The 19,064-nt window shown below is 63.5% G+C and carries 14 protein-coding genes; 5 read left to right on the top strand and 9 right to left on the bottom strand.

Features of this window, described 5'->3' with window-relative positions; translation table 11 throughout:
- Positions 1–41 precede the first annotated feature (41 nt).
- From CHB97_RS16845 to CHB97_RS16855, 3 genes are all read left to right on the top strand, one after another.
- Positions 42–1,427 (top strand): acyclic terpene utilization AtuA family protein, encoded by a 1,386-nt coding sequence (locus CHB97_RS16845; protein ID WP_089289153.1) that lies wholly within the window; start codon positions 42–44, stop codon positions 1,425–1,427.
- Positions 1,427–1,735, top strand: coding sequence for a DUF4387 domain-containing protein (locus CHB97_RS16850; protein WP_089289154.1), 309 nt, complete (start codon positions 1,427–1,429; stop codon positions 1,733–1,735). The genes CHB97_RS16845 and CHB97_RS16850 overlap by 1 nt, the downstream gene beginning before the upstream one ends.
- A 187-nt stretch (positions 1,736–1,922) precedes the next feature.
- Positions 1,923–2,720, top strand: a complete 798-nt coding sequence (locus CHB97_RS16855) for a MipA/OmpV family protein (protein ID WP_089289155.1) — start codon at positions 1,923–1,925, stop codon at positions 2,718–2,720.
- A 61-nt stretch (positions 2,721–2,781) separates the two neighbouring features.
- On the opposite strand, the gene CHB97_RS16860 is transcribed toward CHB97_RS16855, so the two are convergent.
- The 9 genes from CHB97_RS16860 to CHB97_RS16900 all read right to left on the bottom strand — a co-directional run bounded on the left by CHB97_RS16860 (position 2,782) and on the right by CHB97_RS16900 (position 18,117).
- Positions 2,782–3,558 (bottom strand): GntR family transcriptional regulator, encoded by a 777-nt coding sequence (locus CHB97_RS16860; RefSeq protein ID WP_200819991.1) that lies wholly within the window; start codon positions 3,556–3,558, stop codon positions 2,782–2,784.
- A 93-nt stretch (positions 3,559–3,651) separates the two neighbouring features.
- Positions 3,652–4,653 carry a phosphoglycerate dehydrogenase gene (locus CHB97_RS16865; RefSeq protein WP_089289156.1) on the bottom strand — a complete coding sequence of 334 codons (1,002 nt, stop codon included), beginning with the start codon at positions 4,651–4,653 and terminating at the stop codon, positions 3,652–3,654.
- Positions 4,654–4,870: 217 nt separating this feature from the next.
- A complete protein-coding gene (locus tag CHB97_RS16870) occupies positions 4,871–5,929 on the bottom strand; it encodes an amidohydrolase family protein (protein ID WP_089289157.1) in 1,059 nt (352 codons plus the stop codon).
- Positions 5,930–5,946: 17 nt separating this feature from the next.
- On the bottom strand, positions 5,947–7,389 hold the full coding sequence (locus CHB97_RS16875) for an NAD-dependent succinate-semialdehyde dehydrogenase (RefSeq protein WP_244559576.1): 1,443 nt from the start codon (positions 7,387–7,389) through the stop codon (positions 5,947–5,949).
- 33 nt (positions 7,390–7,422) lie between these two features.
- Complete coding sequence (locus CHB97_RS16880) at positions 7,423–8,886, bottom strand: carotenoid oxygenase family protein (protein ID WP_200819992.1); 1,464 nt, start codon at positions 8,884–8,886, stop codon at positions 7,423–7,425.
- A 37-nt stretch (positions 8,887–8,923) separates the two neighbouring features.
- On the bottom strand, positions 8,924–10,252 hold the full coding sequence (locus CHB97_RS16885; protein ID WP_160105949.1) for an MFS transporter: 1,329 nt from the start codon (positions 10,250–10,252) through the stop codon (positions 8,924–8,926).
- Positions 10,253–10,310: 58 nt separating this feature from the next.
- Positions 10,311–13,187 carry a TonB-dependent receptor domain-containing protein gene (locus CHB97_RS16890; RefSeq protein ID WP_160105951.1) on the bottom strand — a complete coding sequence of 959 codons (2,877 nt, stop codon included), beginning with the start codon at positions 13,185–13,187 and terminating at the stop codon, positions 10,311–10,313.
- A gap of 740 nt (positions 13,188–13,927) precedes the next feature.
- A complete protein-coding gene (locus CHB97_RS16895; protein ID WP_089289162.1) occupies positions 13,928–17,032 on the bottom strand; it encodes an efflux RND transporter permease subunit in 3,105 nt (1,034 codons plus the stop codon).
- A complete protein-coding gene (locus tag CHB97_RS16900; protein ID WP_089289163.1) occupies positions 17,029–18,117 on the bottom strand; it encodes an efflux RND transporter periplasmic adaptor subunit in 1,089 nt (362 codons plus the stop codon). The genes CHB97_RS16895 and CHB97_RS16900 overlap by 4 nt, the downstream gene beginning before the upstream one ends.
- A gap of 56 nt (positions 18,118–18,173) precedes the next feature.
- Here CHB97_RS16900 and CHB97_RS26445 point away from each other — a divergent pair, with 56 nt between their 5' ends.
- Both CHB97_RS26445 and CHB97_RS16905 read left to right on the top strand, forming a co-directional pair.
- Positions 18,174–18,338 (top strand): hypothetical protein, encoded by a 165-nt coding sequence (locus tag CHB97_RS26445; RefSeq protein WP_160105953.1) that lies wholly within the window; start codon positions 18,174–18,176, stop codon positions 18,336–18,338.
- A 54-nt stretch (positions 18,339–18,392) separates the two neighbouring features.
- Positions 18,393–19,058 (top strand): TetR/AcrR family transcriptional regulator, encoded by a 666-nt coding sequence (locus CHB97_RS16905; RefSeq protein ID WP_089289164.1) that lies wholly within the window; start codon positions 18,393–18,395, stop codon positions 19,056–19,058.
- Positions 19,059–19,064 lie beyond the last annotated feature (6 nt).

Consider the following 19,064-nt stretch of genomic DNA (forward strand, 5'->3'; position numbering starts at 1 on the left):
TTCCACGGCCTTGATGAAGGCCCCAATCACCTGGATTGAGCATGATGGACGGTCCGATCAAAATCCTGGTCCCCACCGGGTCGCTGGGCGCTGGCGCGCGTGAAGATGAGGTGCGCTATGGCATTGCCCGTGGTGCCCATGCCATCGCCACGGATGCCGGCTCCACCGACAGTGGTGCGGCCTATCTGGCGCTGGGTATCTCCAAGAATAATCGCGGCTCCGTGAAGCGCGACCTGACCATCCTGATGCGGGCGGCGGCGGATGCGGGTATCCCGCTGATTGTCGGCACCAGCGGCCAGGCCGGCGGCGACCGCAACCTGGACTGGACCCGCGATATCGCCATGGAGGTGGCGCAGGAACTGGGCCTGCGTCCCAAGATCGCCCTGCTTTATTGCGAGCAGGCGAAGGAAACGCTGAAACGTTACAACAAGGCCGGGAAGGTCAGCCCGCTGCCGCCCCAGGGGCCGCTTGCGGATGCGACCATTGACGCCTGCGACCATATCGTCGCCGTCATGGGGCCGGAACCCTATATGGCGGCCCTGGCCTCTGGTGCTGATATCATCCTGGGCGGGCGCACCACCGACACGGCGGTGCTGGCCAGTTTCGCCCTGCTGAAGGGGGCCGATGTCGGTGCCGCGTGGCACGCGGCGAAAATCGCGGAATGCGGGGCGCAATGCACCGTTTCCCCCATTGCCAGCGCCGGCGTCCTGATCAGTATCGGTGCTAGTGGGTTTGAGGTGGAGCCGCTGTCCCCGGACAATCGCTGCAGCCCGGAAAGCGTTTCCGCTCACATGCTGTATGAAAACAGCAATCCCTTCCTGCTGACCGAACCCGGCGGCGTGCTGGATGTGACAGCGGCCGTCTATCGCCAGCGCGATGCAAGAACGGTGGCGGTCACCGGATCGGTCTGGAGACCGCAGCCCTATACGATGAAGCTGGAAGGGGCGGGCAGCCGGCGGTTCCAGACCATCATGCTGATCGGCATCCAGGACCCGCACGTCCTGGCGAATGTGGATGCGTTTCACGACCGGATGCTGGCCGCCCTTTATGACCGGGTTCACAAGACCATTGGCCCGGCGGCGGGCGATTTCCATATCTCCCTGCGCCTCTATGGTTGGAACGCGGTCTCCGGCGACCGGCCGCCACCGGGCACGGCGGCCCCGCGGGAAATCGGCGTGCTGTTCGTCGCCACCGCCGACAGCCAGGAAATGGCCGCGCAGATCGCCAAGGCCTGTAACCCCTATTTCTTCCATTTCCCCGTGCTGATGGATGAGGAATTGCCCAGCTACGGCTTTGCCTTCAGCCCGGCGGATATTGATCGCGGCCCAGTCTACGAGTTCCTGCTGAACCATGTGGTGGCGCTGGATGACCCGATGGAACTGGTGCGCACCGTGTGGATCGACATGGCCCAAGAGGAGGCGGTGTGATGGTCAAGCTTAAAGATGTCTGCCGGCATGTCCGGTCGAAGAATGCCGGTCCCTTCTGGGTTACCTTTGACCTGTTCTTCGATGGGGCGGAAAAATTCCGCGACTATCATGCCCATCCAGCCCTGGGACCGGACACGTTCCAGCGCCTCTATGGGGCCGACCCGGCGCTGGTGCAGCATTACCCGGTGCCCAGCCTGAATATGGTGAAAATCTCCCACGCCCGAACCAGTCCGCAAGGGGGGATGGTGGAGCGCGACATGCATTGCGGTCAGCAGTTCGTGCGGCTGCTAGATGTCGAGTTGGCCTAATTTATTCGAGTTCCGGGCGGCTATTGGAACGGCATCGTTCCAGCCAGTGCCCGTTAAAGGGAGCCTCCGGGCCTGATGAGCCCGAACAGGTGGCAATCAATAAGGGTGGCTTGAGCGCGACAGCAAGATCGCCGCAGCCCCCGTCCCTGGGAGGGACGACGTCCTTCTTTCACGAGGAGAATTGATCATGCGAGGCCTCCGCCTCCCTTTCCTGCTGGCTGCCTGGGCGGCCGGCACCCCGGTGCTTGCCGATGAAGCACCGGCGCGGCAATGGTCAGCTGAACTGGTTGCGGGCGTTGGTGCCCGCCCGGATTATCTCGGCTCCGACGATATGGAGCTCACCCCCTATGTCGAGGGCCGGTTTGCCTATGACCGCTATTTCCTGGAAGCCCAGGGTATGGAACTCAGCCTTGGCATGGAATTGACCCCGCATCTGGCCTTGGGGCCGATGGTGGATTTTGCCAATGGCCGCGACGACAAGGTCAAGAATGACCGCGTCGCCCTGCTGCCGGAAATTGACGACGCGGTCGAAACCGGCGGCTTTATCCGCTATGGCTGGCAGGGCATCTTCAGCGGCCGGGACGAATTGACCCTGGATGCGACATATCTGGTGGATGCTTCCGACACCCATGATGGTGCCATCGGCTCGGTCGGTCTGACCTATGGGCGCAAGCTGGGGGACCGCTGGTGGGTGGGCACCAGCGTGCGCCTGACCTATGTTGATGATAAATATGCCAAAACCTATTTCGGCATCACCCCGGCGGCATCCGCCGTCAGCGGTCTTCCTGTCTACAATCCTGGCGGTGGTGTGCGCGATGTCGGTATCAGCGCCAAGGTGGGTTACGCGCTGAGCGAAAACTGGAGTGTACAGTTATTGGGCAATTACAAACAGTTGATGGGCGATTTCAAGGATAGCCCCGTCGTGGATCTGGAAGGTAGCGCCAGCCAGCTCTCCGGTGCTATTGCCATCGGCTACCGTTTCTGATCATTGCCTTCGGGCGCCATCGTCGGTTCCATGCCGGCGGTGGCGCTTTCTATTCGACCTGTCAGCGGGGAATCACGATGGCGTGCAGGCGGCGCTTTGTGGTCAGGACATGGTCCACCATCAGGCGCTGGGCCAGAGCGGCATCCTCCTGCCGGAAGGCGGTCAGCAAGGTTTCATGTTCCGCTTGGGATTCCAGAATATGGGCGGGTGGCGTAGCCGGCAATTGCCGGTGCCGGGGTGCGATGCTGGCGGCCAGGCTGGGGCACAGGCGCGCGGCATCACCTAGGATGGGATAGATCAGGGTCATGCGCACGGCATTGCGCAAAACCTCGTTGCGTGACGCAATCATGATCGAGCGGTGGAACTGACGGTTCAACTCGTACCAAGCGCATTCAATCGGTTCGGACCATTCACCCCGATCAAGAATGGCGCGGGCCTGCGCCACCAGATCGGCGGAGCGCTGCAAGGCATCGGGCTCCCAGCCCAGTTCCACGGCGGCGCGGGCAGCCATGCCTTCCAGGGTGGCCCGCACCTCGATACTGTCGAACACATCACCGATGGTCACGGCACGAACCGTATAGCCGCGATTGACGCTGTACTTCACCAAACCCTCTGCCGACAGTACGGCCAATGCGCTGCGGATGGGGGTGCGCGAGACGTCCAGCAGGGTGGCCAGCGCCTCGGCGCGCAGCTTGCTGTCCGGCGCGATCTTGCCGGTCACGATCATCTCGCGCAGGCGCATCAGCACGGAATGGGTGGCCGGCTCGGTCTGCTGCGGATCGGCCAGGGTATCCTCCTGCCCCGGCCCATCCATCGTCACCATTTCGGTTTCGCCCACTAAAGCCCCCATAGTCACCGCCAAGCCGGCGTCATCCTGCCTCTGTTAAAGCAATCGCCCCGGCATCATGCAACCTGAAAGCCTTGATCCCGCTCAGCGACCATCGGCGACAATGCTGCCGGGAGGCGGCGTTTCCCCTTTCAACACAGCGACGATGGAGCGGGCGGCGACCAGATTGGTTCGGGCTAGCCCTTCATGGGAGGAAGCGGCAGCGTGCGGGGTGGCCACCACATTGGGCAAGGCCAGCAGCGCATCGGTGACGGCCCGATAGGTTGCATCACCTTCACTGACAAAGACATCCAGCCCGGCCCCTCCCAGATGGCCGCTGCGCAAGGCCTCCAGCAAGGCGGCATCATCCACCAGCCCCCCGCGGGCGGTATTGATCAGGATGGCACCCTGCTTCATGGCCGCGATGGCTGCGGCATTGATCAGGAACCGGGTCTGGGGCGTCAGCGGGGCGTGCAGGCTGATATAATCGCTCTGTCGCAGAATCTGGTCCAGGTCGGTGAACTGAACCCCCGCCTGGCTGGCATAATCGGGATCAGGGGTGCGCGTATGGACAAGGATTTTGGTGTCAAAGCCGGACAGCCGGCGCACGACGCTTTTGCCGATCCGGCCCAAACCCACCAGCCCGACGGTCTTCTCACAAAGGTCAGTGCCGCTGCGGATCGACCAGTCGCCAGCCACCATGCGGGCTTGTGATTCCCGGAAACGACAGCCGACGGCCAGCATCAGGCCAATTGTGTGGTCGGCGACCGACGCATCGTTGCCGCCAGCGGCGATGGTCACAACGCGCCCCAGTTCGCGCGCGGCTTCCACATCCACCCGGTCATATCCGACCCCCCGTCGGGCAATCACCTGCAAACCGGGCAGCGCCTCCATCAGGGTGCGGGTGACGCGGGCATGGCCGACGATCCAGCCGACAGCGCCTGCCAACCCCTGCCTCAGCGTCTCAAAATCCAGATCGCCGTCGCCCAGGCCCGGCGGCAGCGGCACAACCTCAACAGTGAAACCATGTGCCTCCAGATAGGCGCGTGAACGGTCATCAAAGAAGCGTTGGGTGACAATGATTTTCTTGGATGGCGCGGATGGCATAGGGTCGCCCCGTGATGGAAGGGATAGCGTCCCCCATCCTAATATTGCATCCATAAATATTTCAACATGAATCCAATTTTGACAAAAACGCCGCTTGTCGAAGGTCGGCCTTGGTCAGCGCTCTCGCCTTTGACCAAGGCCGATGGGAAACTGGGTGCTGCAGCTGCGGGTCCGGATCACTGACTTCGCCAAGTTCCGGACCGCTTGAAACAGGGCATCAGCGGATCTTGAACAGCGCCTCCGCGTTGGTCTGGAAGAATTTCCGCTTCACCTCCAATGGCATGTCCATCGCGTCCAGCGCCGCGACCTCTTCCACCGGGCATTGATAGGGATAGTCCATGGCGTACAGCACGCGATCCACGCCCATCACCTTCTGGGTGAACTTAATGGCTTCCTCCCAGGCGACACCGGAATTGGTGATGTGGAAATGTTCCCGCAGGTAGGTGGAGACCTTGCCCTTCTTCAGCGGCTTCATGCATTCATAGCGGCCGGTGCGCACCCCGGCCCCATGCATGAAATCCAGCCGGTAGAGCCAGAAGGGCAGGGCCTCACCCATATGGCCGATGATGATCTGTAATTTGGGGAAGCGGTCCAGCGTGCCCGACGTGATCAGGCGCAGCGCGTGCATCCCCGTTTCCACCCCGAAGCCGAAAAGCGCCCCATCCAGACCCGCTTCCAGCAGCGGGCCGATCATGGATGCTGGCGGCGTGTTGGGGTGGATATAGAGCGGGACATCCATCGCCTCGATGGCTTCCAGCACCTCATGGAACTTCGGATTGTCCAGATATTGGCCCAGGATGTGGCTGTTGATCAGCACGCCGGACAGGCCCAGCTTGCCGATGGCGCGTTCCACCTCCCGCGCGGCCGCCGTGGGGTTCTGGGGGGCACAGGCGGCCATGCCGCTGAAGCGGGTGGGATATTTGGCGATGGCTTCCGCCAGCCGGTCATTGGCGGTTTCCGCCACCATGGTGGCCCGGTCGGCATTGCGGATGACGTTGGTGCCGGGTGCCGTCAGGCCCAAAATCTGGCGATCGATGCCGCGTTCATCCATATGGGCGATGCGCTGTTCACCCAGATCCATCAGGGCGTTGGCGACAAAACGCGGCCGCTCGGCCGGATGATCCAGATAATAGCCGATCAGGCTGAGGAAGCCGGGATCGACATCCGGTGCCGCCAGTTCTTCGCGGAAAGCCGCGATCAGCTCGGGCGTGGTGAAAGCTTCCTCGGTTGCGATGCGCAGATAGCCCTGGGCGCCGCCGGTCTTGGGCATGGTCATGGGTCGTCTCCCTGTTTTTAATGTTGATGGATGGTTTTGGTGACAAGGCAGGCGGCCAGACCCTCCGGCCCATCCTCCGACCCGTGGCCGCTCTCCTTGACCCCGCCAAAGGGGGCGTCGGGGGCGGCCAGTGCGGTGGTGTTGATGGCCACCATGCCCGCTTCGATGGCATCGCCGATCAGGTTGGCCCGGCGCGCATTTTCCGTGAAGGCGAAGGACGCCAGGCCATAGGGCAGGCGGTTGGCCTGCTCCACCGCTTCATCCAGGGTGGCGAAGGGGGTGGCGACGACCACGGGGCCAAACGGCTCCTCATTCATGATGCGGGCATTGTTGGGGACATCTGACAAAACCGTCGGCTGCCAGAAGAAGCCCTTGCCTTCAATCGCTTCACCGCCCGTGCGGATGCGGGCGCCGTGGCGGACGGCATCCTGCACAAGGTCGCTGATGGCGGCCGGGCGGCGCGGGTTGGCCATAGGCCCCATCTGGGTGTCGGGCGCCAGACCGTCGCCCACCTTCATCTGCGACAGGCGCTTGGCATAGGCTTCCACGAACCGGTCATAGATGCCGTCTTGGACATAGAACCGGGTGGGGGAGACGCAGACTTGGCCGGCATTGCGCACCTTGCTGTTGGCCAGCATCTCCAGTGTCCGGTCGAAATCGCAATCATCGAAGATGATCACGGGCGCGTGTCCGCCCAGTTCCAGGGTCGTCACCTTCATCGTGTCGGCGCAGAGCCGCATCAGATGCTTGCCGACCACTGTCGATCCGGTGAAGCTCAGCTTGCGGATGATCGGGCTGGCCAGCAGATGGCGCGACACCTCGTCCGGCACGCCAAAGACAAGCTGAACCACATCGGACGGGCAGCCCGCATCAATCAAGGCCTGCACCACGGCCATGGCCGAGGCCGGGGCCTCTTCCGCCGGTTTCAGGATGACGGAGCAGCCAGCCGCGATGGGCGCGCCCAGCTTGCGGCCGGGATTGTGGATGGGGAAGTTCCAGGGCGCGAAGGCCGCCACCGGCCCCACCGGCACCTTCATCACCAGTGACCGCTGGCCCGCCGGCCGCACCAGCACGCGGCCATAGACCCGGCGCGCCTCCTCCGCATAGAAATCGAACAGGCCGGCGCAGGCGATGGTTTCGATCCGGGTTTCGGCCAGGGTCTTGCCTTCCTCCAGCGTGGCGTTGCGGGCGATCAGGTCGGCCCGTTCGCGCAGCAGGCGGGCAGCATCGCGCAGCACGCGGGCCCGTTCATCAACGGATGTCTTACTCCAGGTCCGGAAGCCACGGTCGGCGGCGGCCAGCGCCCGGTCCAGGTCGGCGGCACCGGCCAGCGGCAGCTCGCCCAGGGCTTCACCATTGGCCGGGTTGATGACGGTATGGCTGCGGTCGGCCCGCATGATCCATTCGCCATCAATATACATGCCGAGTTTGGGATAGTCGGTGGAAGTCTGGTCAACCAAAATTGATCCTTTCGGTCGCACGAAATGGGAAGGTCAGGCTTTGGTGGTGGTCTGGGCCGGTGCCCAGTTGCCATGCAGTCCCTGACGGATGCGGAAGGGCAGGCCGATGGTCGCGATGGGACCGGCCGCCAGATTAAGGGCGTTGAACAGCAGCAGGCGGGAGGCGTGCTCCACCAGCCGGTTCTCGATCACCACGATGTAACCGTCGCCTTCGGCATTGGAGCCGGGGCGCGGAATGAAGGCCGGTTCCTGGAAGGAGGAGGTGGAGCCAACCCAATAGGTGTCGGTCTCCCCCGTTTCCAGGTCGATGCGGCCCAGCGTGTTCATCATCAGGCCCGACGCGCTGCGCCCGCCCGGCAGGTCCACGGGCTTGGTCATGTCCTGCACAAGCTGCCAGCCATAGCGGTTCTTCACCCCGGCAAACCGGTCATCGATGCGGGGGAACTCGCCGACCAGATGGGCCAGCGGCGCCATCTGGATGTCGTCGCTGTTGGCACTCATATCCACCGTCCAGCGCGTCATGGTCGCGGCGGCTTCATGTGGCTGGAACGGCGCGCCTTCGGTATCGGGGAAGAAGGGGAACATGTTGCCCTTCGCCATCGGCACATCGAAATGTACCTTGCTGCCATCCTCATGCGCATTCATGACGTGGCTGGCAAAGCAGGTGGGGGCGGAGAACCAGCGGATATCTTCCGCCCCGCCATGGCGCGGCAGCACGCCCAGATGCACCGGCCGCCCCCGGTCGAAGCCGAAATGCGGCAGGCCGGCCTTCAGCCGTTCCCAGGAACCGACGATGGGCACCACGTGGAAGACGACGTAATTTTCGGTAAATCCGAAGTCGTGCATCATGCAGTAATAGGGGATCTCGAACCAGACCTCGTTCGTGATCTGCCCTTCCGCGCTGATCGTGTAATAGACCATGTCGCGGGTACACAGGCCCTTGGCGGCATAGCCGAAGCTCAACATCTCACCGGTGCGCGGGTCGATCTTGGGATGGGCGGAGAAGGTCTGCGATGTCATGGCCCCGCCGAAATCATAGGTCGGGTCCAGCGTCTCCAGCGTTTCCGGGTCCATGATGACGGGCGGGCTGTCCTCCTTCAGGGCGAACAGCTTGCCGGCATGAACGATGACATTGGTGTTGGCGGTGCCGCGCACCTCCCCCTGCACGCTGTCATCATCGGTCAGCGGGTTGCGGTAGGCACCGAACAGGGCGCGGCCGGCCTGACGTTCCAGGGTGAATTTGTCGGTACGGACCCAGCGCTGCTGCAGGGCGACATTGCCATCCTTGAAGCGGAAGCGCGTCACCATGCCGTCGCCGTTGAACCAGATATCGTCACCGGCCAGCGGCGGGAATTGCGGGTCTGGCGCCACGCGGTAGAAGCTGCCATCCAGATCGGCGGGAACGGCGCCATCCAGCACGGGCAGGTGATTGACATCCGCCTCCACGCCCGAGGGGGCGAAGAAACCGGTGAAGTTGGGCGTATTGGGAAATTTCATGATAGGCCCCTTGCACGGAAAATGTCAGGACGGATGGTCATGGGCGCTCTTCCGCCGCGATGGCGCGGGCGGCCAGCCCGTAATGCAGGGCGGCCCAGGCATAGAGACCGATGCTGGCCAGAAGCGCGCTGCGCACCCCGATGGCCGAGGCGGCGGCCGCGTCGGTGACGCCGGAGGCGGTGGCGAACAGGTCGCTGAGCAGGCCCAGCAGCGGCGGGCCGAAACCCACCCCCACCATGGTGGAGACGAAGAAATAGACGAAAGCCGCCGTGGTGCGCTGCTGTGGTGCCACCATGTTCTGGAAGGCGACCAGCGTGGGCACCGAATGGAAGAACAGGAACACGCCGGCGAGGGTGATCAGGGTCACCGCCGCGACATGATTATCCAGCCCGTAGCCGGCCAGATAGAGCGGCACGCTGGTGGCGATACCGCAGAAGGGCAGCAGCGCATACCAGCGCCGGCCGCGCCGGGCGATGAAGTCAATGCCGAAGCCCCCCAGGCTCATCCCCGCCGTCGATGCCGTGGTGCTGATGATCGCCACATAGAAGGCGGTTGTGGTCAGCGGCAATTCATGCACACGCATGAAAAAGGGGGCTGTGAAGGCGCCGCCCGCGAACAAAGCCATGCTGGCCAGCGCCAGACCGGCCAGCATGTGGCGAAAGGCCGGGCGGCGGAACATCTGCGCAAACACCTCCCGCGTCCGGGGCGGGGTGGCGGCGGGGGCGGCGACATTGCCCCCGGCCAGCCCGTCGCTATGCCCGCGCGGCGGGTCGCGCAGCAGCAGGCGGAACAGCAGGGCCACCACCAGACCCGGCGCGCAGACCAGCATCAGGGCCACGCGCCAGCCATGATCCTGCGCCAGCCAGGCCGCCACCACGGAACCCATCAAGGCCCCCACCGGGGCGCCCAGCCGCATCACGGTCAGGGCAAAGCCCCGCCGGTGGGGCGGGAAATGGTCGCCGATCAGCGAGGTGCAGGGCGCCTGGACCCCAGCCTCCCCGATGCCAACGCCAATGCGGCACAGGAACAGCGCCCAGATATTGGTCGCCATGCCGCAGAGCAGGCTCATCAGCGAAAACACGGCGACCGAGACGGAAATGATGGTGACCCGGTCGCGCCGTTCTGCCAGCCGGGCGATGGGCAGGCCCAGCGTGGAATAAAGAATGGCGAAGGCCAGCCCACCCAGCAGGCCGAACTGAAAATCGCTGAGCCCCAAATCCTTTTTGATCGGCTCCGCCAATGTCTGGATGATCACCCGGTCGACATAGGCGAAGGCCGATACCAGCAGGATCAGCACCAGCAAGGTCGCGCGGTAGCCACGCCCGAACAGGGGGTCATCCACGGCCTTCTGTACCGGAGAGGTCATATCGACCCTACTTTCTTGCCTGAAAGTGGGAGGGCCGCGCGGGCCCTCCCCTGATGGATCAGAAGGAGAAGCGGAAGCCGGCCTTGAAGGTGCGGCCGATGCTGTCATAGAGGACCGGGTTGGTCACACCAAAGCTGGAGGGCAGGTCATTGGGCGGATCGCGGTCGAACAGGTTGTTCACGATGCCGAACAACTGCACCTTCCTGTCATTGATGGTCAGGTCATACTGGGCATTCAGGTTGAACAGCCAGTAATCATCGACCCGGTTGTCGCTGATGCTGTTGGGCAGCGTCGGGCTGTAGCCGGACTGGTGCGGACCGATCAGCGTGGCATTATAGACCCCGCGGGAGATGTAGCGCGATTGCAGGGTGCCGGTGAAATCACCCAGGGCATAGGTGGCGCTGAGCGTGCCGGTGAAGGTCGGCAGGCCGGAGGGCTGGGAGGTGGGCGCTCCGTTCATCCCGGCCCGGTCGACCGAGGCGCCCGTGGCATCGATGGTGATCAGGTCGAACAGATAGGTGCCGAGCGCGCGCAGGGTCAGGTCGCCATCCCCCAGGGCCAGCTTGTAGCGGGCCTCGATATCCACCCCGCGCGTCTTCAGCGTGTTCAGGTTCAGATTGGCATTGTTGACGCTGGTGATGGCACCGGCCGCATTGCGGGTGATCAGGGAACAGAGATCGCTGGCCCCGGCAGCACAGCGATTGATGATGACCTGACCGCCCAGCGTGGTGATGGCGCCATCCAGGCTGATGTCGAAATAATCGGCGGAGAATTGCAGATCATCCACCGGGGTGACGACCGCACCCACCGTCCAGGTCTTGGCGATTTCCGGCTGTAGCTTGGTATTGCCACTCAATACAACAGAGGTGAGCGCGCTGCCACCGGTATTGGGATCGGTCAGGAACTGGAAGCTGGTGCTGGCGGGGGCGTTGAGTTCGAAGAAGTTCGGCGCGCGGATATCGCGCGACCGGGTGCCGCGCAGCCGCAGGAAATCCGTGGGCTCCCAGGACAGGCCGGCCTTCCAGCTCCAGACCGAGCCACTGGTGGAATAATCGGTCAGGCGCACGCCGCCATTGACCGACAGGCTTTCAGCAAACGGCACCGATTTCAGCAGCGGCACGCCCAGTTCGGCATAGCCTTCCTTCACCTTGATATCGGGGCCGCTGATGGACTGGCCCGAGCTGGTGAGGAAGCGCAGGGCCGATGAGACCGGATCGGTGCTGCCGGCCACACTTTCCACCCGATATTCGGCCCCCGTGGCGAAGGAAACCGCGCCGGCGGGCAGTTCCGCGATGGTCCCGGAAATATTGGCCGAGGCGACCTGCTGGATCAGGTGTGTCTTCTGCCAGGCCGTGCCATAGGCATAGGCGACGGCCTCGGGCGAGAAGCGGTTCTCACCGAACAGGTTCAGCGGCTTGCACCCGGCCACCAGCGGGTTGGTCGGCGTGGTCAGGGTCGACCGGCAGACGATATTGCCATTGGCGACACCGTTCTGGAACAGGCCCTGATCCACCGCATCCACCGCACGGGCGAAATTGTCGGTGATCTGGGTGTTGCGCGTTTCCTGTTCATAATTGGTCCGGCCATACTGGTAATAGGCATCCCATTGCCAGTCATCGCTGAGATCGCCCTTGGCCCCGGTGACAAGGCGATAGGTCTCCCGCTCGACCTCTGCCACGGGCGGGCCGATATCATTGGAGACGCGGCCGAAGGAGAAGCTGCTCTGGCCGGCCGTCACCAACTGCGCGCGCAAGGCCGCCGGCAGATAGGCATTGTCGCGCTGGATGGTGATATTGCCGGTATTGCGGGCCGAGGCGCCGATGGTTTCCGCGTTCGTGCGGCCATAAGAACCCTCCATGAACAGTTCGATACTGTCCGTGGCCTGATATTTGGCATGGAACAGGCCGGAATAGCGCTCCACCGGTGCCATCAGGGGGAAGTTATTATAGAAGCCATTGACCGGATCGGCGCTGCCACCCGACTGGAACAGGCCGCCATTGGAGAAGGCGGGGCCGGTGGCGTAATAGGTGCCGTAATCATGATTGAAATAGCTGCCATCGGGCCGGAACTCGATGCCGCGCAACACGCCGGAGGTGATCAGCCCGCCCAGGGAAGCCGTGGCCGTGCGGGAATTGGGCAGCAGAATCTGGCGCGCCAGCCCGTTGGTCTGCGGTGTCGGGTTGGAAATGGTGTTGTAGCTTTCGGCACACCAGTCGCGGCTGTAACAGTCGCCCATGCCCTTATTGTTGGAATATTCACCGCCCAGCACAATATGGCCGCGGCCATTGGCAAAATCGGTGCCGCCGGCCAGGGTGGCATAGATCTCCCGATTATCATCCTCCTGCGACAGGCCATATTGCACGCTGCCGCGCACGCCCTGCAGATTGGTGTTGAGAATGACATTGACCACACCGGCCACCGCGTCGGAGCCATAGGCGGCAGAGGCGCCGCCGGTGACCACTTCGCTGCGTTCGATCAGCACGGTCGGGATCAGGTTCAGGTCAACGGAACCCGACGGCGAATTACCGCTGCCGGCGATGGTGCTGGCGACAAAGCGGCGGCCATTGACCAGCACCAGCGTGCGCTGTGCGCCCAGGCCCCGCAGATCGGCCAGATTGGCGCCGGCATTGCTGGAGAAGATGCCGACGGTGGCCGGCGTCGATTGCGGGCGGAAGGAGGGCAGGGTGTTCAGCATGTCGGCCACATTGGACACACCCTGGCGTTGCAGCTCCACCTCCCCCATCACGGTCACCGGTGTCGGGGCGGCAAAGCCCGTCATCGGCAGACGGGTGCCGGTGACGACGATCTCCTCCAGGGAGTCGAGTGTCTGATGTGGCGCACCCGTGGCGTCTTGTGCTGCGGCGGGATTGGCCAGGGCGGCAAGGACGGCCAGGATGCTGGCGCCGGTCAACCGGTGCGCCGGTGAGTGCCTCATGTGGATTTCCTCTCCCTGCGATGCGCTGGCCATACAGCTTGCATGGCAGCGCATTCGTTCATTGATTATTCAATAACATTATTGATAACTCAATGATGTGTGCCTTGGCAAGGGGGTTCAGAAAAATTGATCAGGTGTTTCCGGTGCTGTCCGCAAGCTGGTTGGCGGGAAGGATGACAGCGCTGGCCGGGATTAAGCTTGCTGAGCAATATATTGTATTTGTTGTATTTTTTTAGAAATGCTGCTCTGAGTCTGACTTCAATGGTATGCGATCGGCATCTTGCCCGCCAGCAATTTCGCCATCAGCATTGCTTCTGATCCACCGGTCCCTAACCCCGGCTCCTGAACGGAAAATGTCATGCCTCATGCTTCGGTTTCTCACCGTCGTGCATGAGAAATCCTTGCCTTGCGCACTGGCAGGTGGATTATAATATTGATTATTCAATAATTTTGGGCAGTGAATAGCCCAGGCTGGTCGGTCGCTGCCGTGCGGCCCGTGCCGCGTGAAGCCAAGCCGTTGTCAGGTTCGCGCCTGCGATTGAGTGACCTGATCAGAACAGGCAAGCGGCATTATACCAATCCGCCGCTTGGTAGCGGCGCAAGCCAAGGGCGCGGAAGCGCCCGCCCGGCGCATGAGGGAAAGCAAAATCTCCCTGGATCGGTCACGATCAAGGGAGATTGGTATCACGTTTGAAAGAAGGGGGGCCTTGGGTCGAACGTGACCCAAGGCCCGTTGTTTCTTACTCCGCCCCGAAGCCGCCGGGGGCTGTCGGCCCCTTTTCATCCGCGCGCACGCGGAACCAGGCGGCATACATGGCCGGCAGGCTGTAGATGGTCAGCAGCGTGGCCACCAGCAGCCCGCCCATGATGGCAATCGCCATCGGCCCCCAGAAGGTGGAGCGCGACAGCGGGATCATGGCCAGCACCGCCGCCGCCGCCGTCAGCATGATCGGGCGGGCGCGGCGTACCGTAGCATCCACCACCGCATCGAAACGCCCGTGACCGGCGGCGATATCCTGTTCGATCTGATCGACCAGGATGACGGAATTGCGCATGATCATGCCGGCCAGCGCGATCACGCCCAGCTGCGCCACAAAGCCGAAGGGCTGGTTGAAGGCCAGCAGGGCGATGGTGACCCCGATCAGCCCCAGCGGTGCGGTCAGGAATACCAGCACCACGCGCTGGAAGCTTTGCAGCTGCACCATCAGCACCACCAGCATGATCATCACCATGGCCGGCATCACCGCCATGATGGATTTCTGGCCCTTGGCGCTTTCTTCCACCGCACCGCCGATTTCAATGCGATAGCCGGTGGGCAGGCGGGATTTCAGTTCCGCCATGGCCTGATCCACCTGCCCGGTGACGGTCGGTGCCTGGACATTGCCCACAATATCGGCCCGCACCGTCATGGCCAGATCGCGCGACCGGGTCCAGAGGATGCCTTCCTCCTGCCCATATTCGATGCGGGCGATCTGGCCCAGCGGCAGGGTCACGCCATTGGCGCCGCGCAGGCGGATTTCCCCCAGCCGGTCGACGGCGCGGCGCTCATCCTCATTGGCGCGCAGCACCACATTGATCAGTTCAATCCCCTCGCGGTACTGGGTGGCGGTATAGCCGGTCAGCACCGTCTGCATCGCCTGGGCCAGTTCCTGGCTGCTGATGCCCAGGGCACGGGCGCGTTCCTGATCCACCACCAGCCGCACCGACTTGATCTTTTCGTTCCAGTCGAAATTCACGTCGGTGGTGTGCGGGTTGGCGCGCATGATCTCCCGCACCTCCCCGGCGATCTGGCGGATTACATCGGCATCGCGCCCCAGCACGCGGAACTGCACCGGATAGCCCACGGGCGGGCCATTTTCCAGCCGCGCCACGCGGATGCGGAATTCGGGGAACTGGTTTTCCAGGGCCGGCTGCAATGTCTTCGCCAGCCGGGTGGTGTCCTCCAGCGAGGTGGTCATCAAGATGAACTGGGCGAAATTCGGCCGCTTCAGTTCCTGGTTCAACGGCATGTAGAAGCGGGGTGACCCGCTGCCGATGAAGGCGCTCTGCCGTGTGATGGCCTTTTCCTTGGCGAAGAAGGCTTCCATCTCCTTCACCTTGGCGGTGGTGGCGGCAATGGCGGTGCCTTCGGGCAGCTCCACATCCACCACCAGTTCCAGGCGGGCGGAATTGGGGAAGAATTGCTGCTGCACAAAGCCGAACCCGAAGACGGAGAGGCCGAAGGCCCCCACCGTCAGGGCGATGACGATCCAGCGATGGTTCACCGTCCAGATCAGACTGCGGCGCAGCCGGCGATAGATCGGCTTGTCATAGGCGGCATCATGGCTGTTTTCCGGGTCGTGCCCCTGTTGCCCATCATGCGGGGTGGGCAGCATCTTGAAGCCCAGATAGGGGGTGAAGATCACCGCCACGAACCAGGAAACCAGCAGGGCGGTGGCCACCACCCAAAAAATCGCCCCGGTATATTCACCGGCCGCCGAATGGGCAAAGCCCACGGGCACGAAACCCGCCGCCGTCACCAGCGTGCCGGTCAGCATGGGGAAGGCCGTGCTGGTCCAGGCAAAGGCGGCGGCGCGTGCCCGGTCCCAGCCCTGTTCCAGCTTCACCATCATCATTTCCACCGCGATGATGGCATCATCCACCAGCAAGCCCAGCGCGATGATCAGCGCACCGACGGAGATTTTGTGCAGATCGATGCCCGCCGCCAGCATGACGGCAAAGGTGACCGCCAGCACCAACGGCACCGACAGGGCCACGACCACGCCGGTACGCACCCCCAGGCTGATGAAGGTGACGACCAGCACGATACCCAGTGCCTCGGCCAGGGCTTTGATGAATTCGTTGATGCTGTCCTTCACCACCGTTGGCTGGTCGGCGATCTTTTCAATCTCGATGCCCAGCGGCAGGGTGGTCTGGATGGCGGCCATTTCGGCATCCAGCGCTTCCCCCAGCTTCAGGATATCGCCGCCGGCCGCCATGGACACGGCAAGCCCGGTCACCCGCTCCCCATTATGGCGCATCAGCGTTTCCGGCGGGTCTTGCAGGCCACGGTGCACCGTGGCGATATCGCCCAGCCGCAACAGCCGTCCGTTTGCCTGGATGGGGACGGCGCGGACCTGATCTTCGGTGGATAGGGCACCGGTGACGCGCACCCGCACCCGTTCCTGCCCCGTCTCCACAATGCCGCTGGCATTCACGGCATTCTGGGCGGCCAGGGCCTGGCCGATCTGCTGTACCGTCACGCCATATTGGGCCAGCCGGCCGCTGTCGAACTCCACATAGATGCGCTCATCCAGCAGGCCCAGCAGGTCCACCTTGCTCACCGAAGGGATGCGCAGCAGCCGCTGGCGGGCGGCCAGCAACACCTGATGCATCTCCGTATCGCTGAAACCTTCACCGGTGAAGGCATAGACATTGCCGAACGTGTCGCCGAACTCGTCATTGAATTGCGGGCCGATCACCCCGGCCGGCAGCTTGTCGGCAATGTCGCCCACCTTCTTGCGCACCTGATACCAGATATCCGGCACCAGATTGGACCGGGTATAATCCATCAGGTTGACGAAGATCACCGTCTCGCCGGGGCGGGCATAGGTCTTGGTGTGGTAGAAATTGGGGAGCTGCTGCAGCGCTTGTTCGATGCGGTCAGTGACCTGTTCCTGCATCTCCTTGGCGGTGGAGCCGGGCCATTGCGCCGTCACCACCATGGTGCGGATGGTGAATTGCGGGTCTTCCGCCCGGCCCAGATTGATATAGGCATAAACACCCATCACCAGCGACAGGATGATGGAGAACAGCACCAGGGCCTGATGCCGGATGGCCCAGGCGGACAGGTTGAATCGGCTCACGGCAGGCCCCCGTCCCAGACGCGGACGGGCAGGTTGGCGTCCAGCCGGTGGACACCGGCCGTCACCACCAGCTCACCGGGGCGCAGACCGTCTGCCACGACGATGGCGTCGGGGCGGTACAGCGCAATGGTGACGGGGCGCAGGACCACGCGGTCCTTCTTGTCATTCATCACCCAGACGGCCGGCTTGTCCCCCTGCTGGAACAGGGAGGTGGCGGGCAGCACCACCACCTCCTGCGCCTGTTCACGGTTGAACAGCACGGTGGCGGTCATGCCCAGCCGCACCTTGTCGGCCTGATCCTCCGGCAGGGCCACCCGCACGCGGAAGGTGCGGCTGGCGGCATCGGCGGTGGGGGTGATTTCCCGCACCGTGCCGGTCAGCTTCAGTTCACGGTCAGCCCAGAGCGAGAGGCTGGCGGGCGTGCCCACCTTCAGCCGCGTCACCTGGCTTTCCGGCACATCGATGGCCACTTCGCGGCCCAGATCGGTGGCAACCCGCATCACCGCCTGTCCGGTGGCCACCACCTGGCCGACATCGGCATCCAGGGCCGTTACCGTGCCAGCTTGGGTCAGGGTCAGATCGGCATAAGAAAGTTCATTGCGTGCGAGCGACAGCCCGGATTTTGCCTCTGCCAGCTGGGCGTCGGCCGCCTGCGATGCCGCCTTCACCTGATCAAACTGCGCCTGGGAGACATGGCCGGATTTCAGCAGCGGCGTATAGCGGCGCAGATCGGCGGCAGCCTGCGTGGCACTGGCCTCCGCCTGGGTCAGCCGCGCTTCGGCCTGGCGCAGGGACAGTTTCAGATCGGCCGGGTCCAGCTGGGCCAGCTTCTGCCCCGCCTCCACCCGGTTGCCCACATCCACCAGCCGCTGGGTGATGCGCCCGCCCACCCGGAAGGCGGCCACCGTTTCGGTGCGCGCCACCACGGTACCGGTATAGCGCATGACGGAGTCGGCCTTGCTGAGCCCCACCTCCGCCACCCGCACCGCCCGGACAGGGGCCTTCACCTCCTCCTTGGCGCCGCATCCCGACAGGATCAGCAGAGGCACAAGCAGCAAAGCGGACCGGGTGAGCGGCCAAACCATGATCAATTCCTTCGGAAGGGGTACGGCGCAAAGGGCAGGAGAAACCGCGCGACAGCGTGGCAGAAGATAATGTAACGTACATTACAGTTCTTCAAGTGACGCTTGTCACAGAATACCAATCCGCCAAGGATTTGATCCTTGGCGGATTGGAGGCCGGCGACTGCCGGCCCGCCGCACATGCGGCGCAAGCCAAGCTGCCGGAGGCGGCGCCCGGCGACTGAGGGAACCTGAAATCTCCCTGGATCGGTCACGATCAAGGGAGATTGGTATAACAGATGAAGGAAACCGGTGTGGCGGAGGTGGAACAGTCGGCGAAGATGGCGGCCCGGCGACAGGCGATGCTGGATGCCGCCGCCGCCGTCATCTTCGAGGTTGGCTATGAAAGGGCCAGTCTGGCGGCCATTGTGCGCCGCTCCGGCGGCTCGCTCAGCACATTGTATCAGCTGTTCGGCAGCAAGGAAGGGCTGTTCGAAGCCATGATCGTTGAGCGCTGCGCCTACATCATGGAAGAACTGTCATCCCCTGACCTGTCGGCGCGCGGCGCGCGGGCCGTGCTGTTGGCTATCGGCCATGCCTTCATGCGCGTGCTGCTGACGCCCGATGCCCAGGCCCTGTGGCGCATGGTGATGGCGGAGGGGATCAAGTTCCCCCGCCTGCCGCAGATTTTCTTTTCCTGCGGGCCGGACCGGCTTCATGCAAAGCTGGCGGAATATCTTCGCGGCCTGGATCAGGCCGGCAGCGCCCGTGTGCCTGACCCGCTGTTCACGGCCAAGTCGTTCTGCATGTTGGTGCATGGCGACCTTTACTATCGCGTCGTCACCGGCGTGAGGCCGCAGCCAGAGCCGGCGGAACTGGCCGCCCATATCGAACGGGCCATCGACATGTTCTGCCTTATGATTCAGCTGGCCCCGTTAGCGGACAAGGGGGCCGGGGATCGCTGACCCCTC

Source organism: Azospirillum sp. RU38E (assembly GCF_900188385.1).
In the GTDB taxonomy this organism is placed as follows: Bacteria; Pseudomonadota; Alphaproteobacteria; order Azospirillales; family Azospirillaceae; genus Niveispirillum.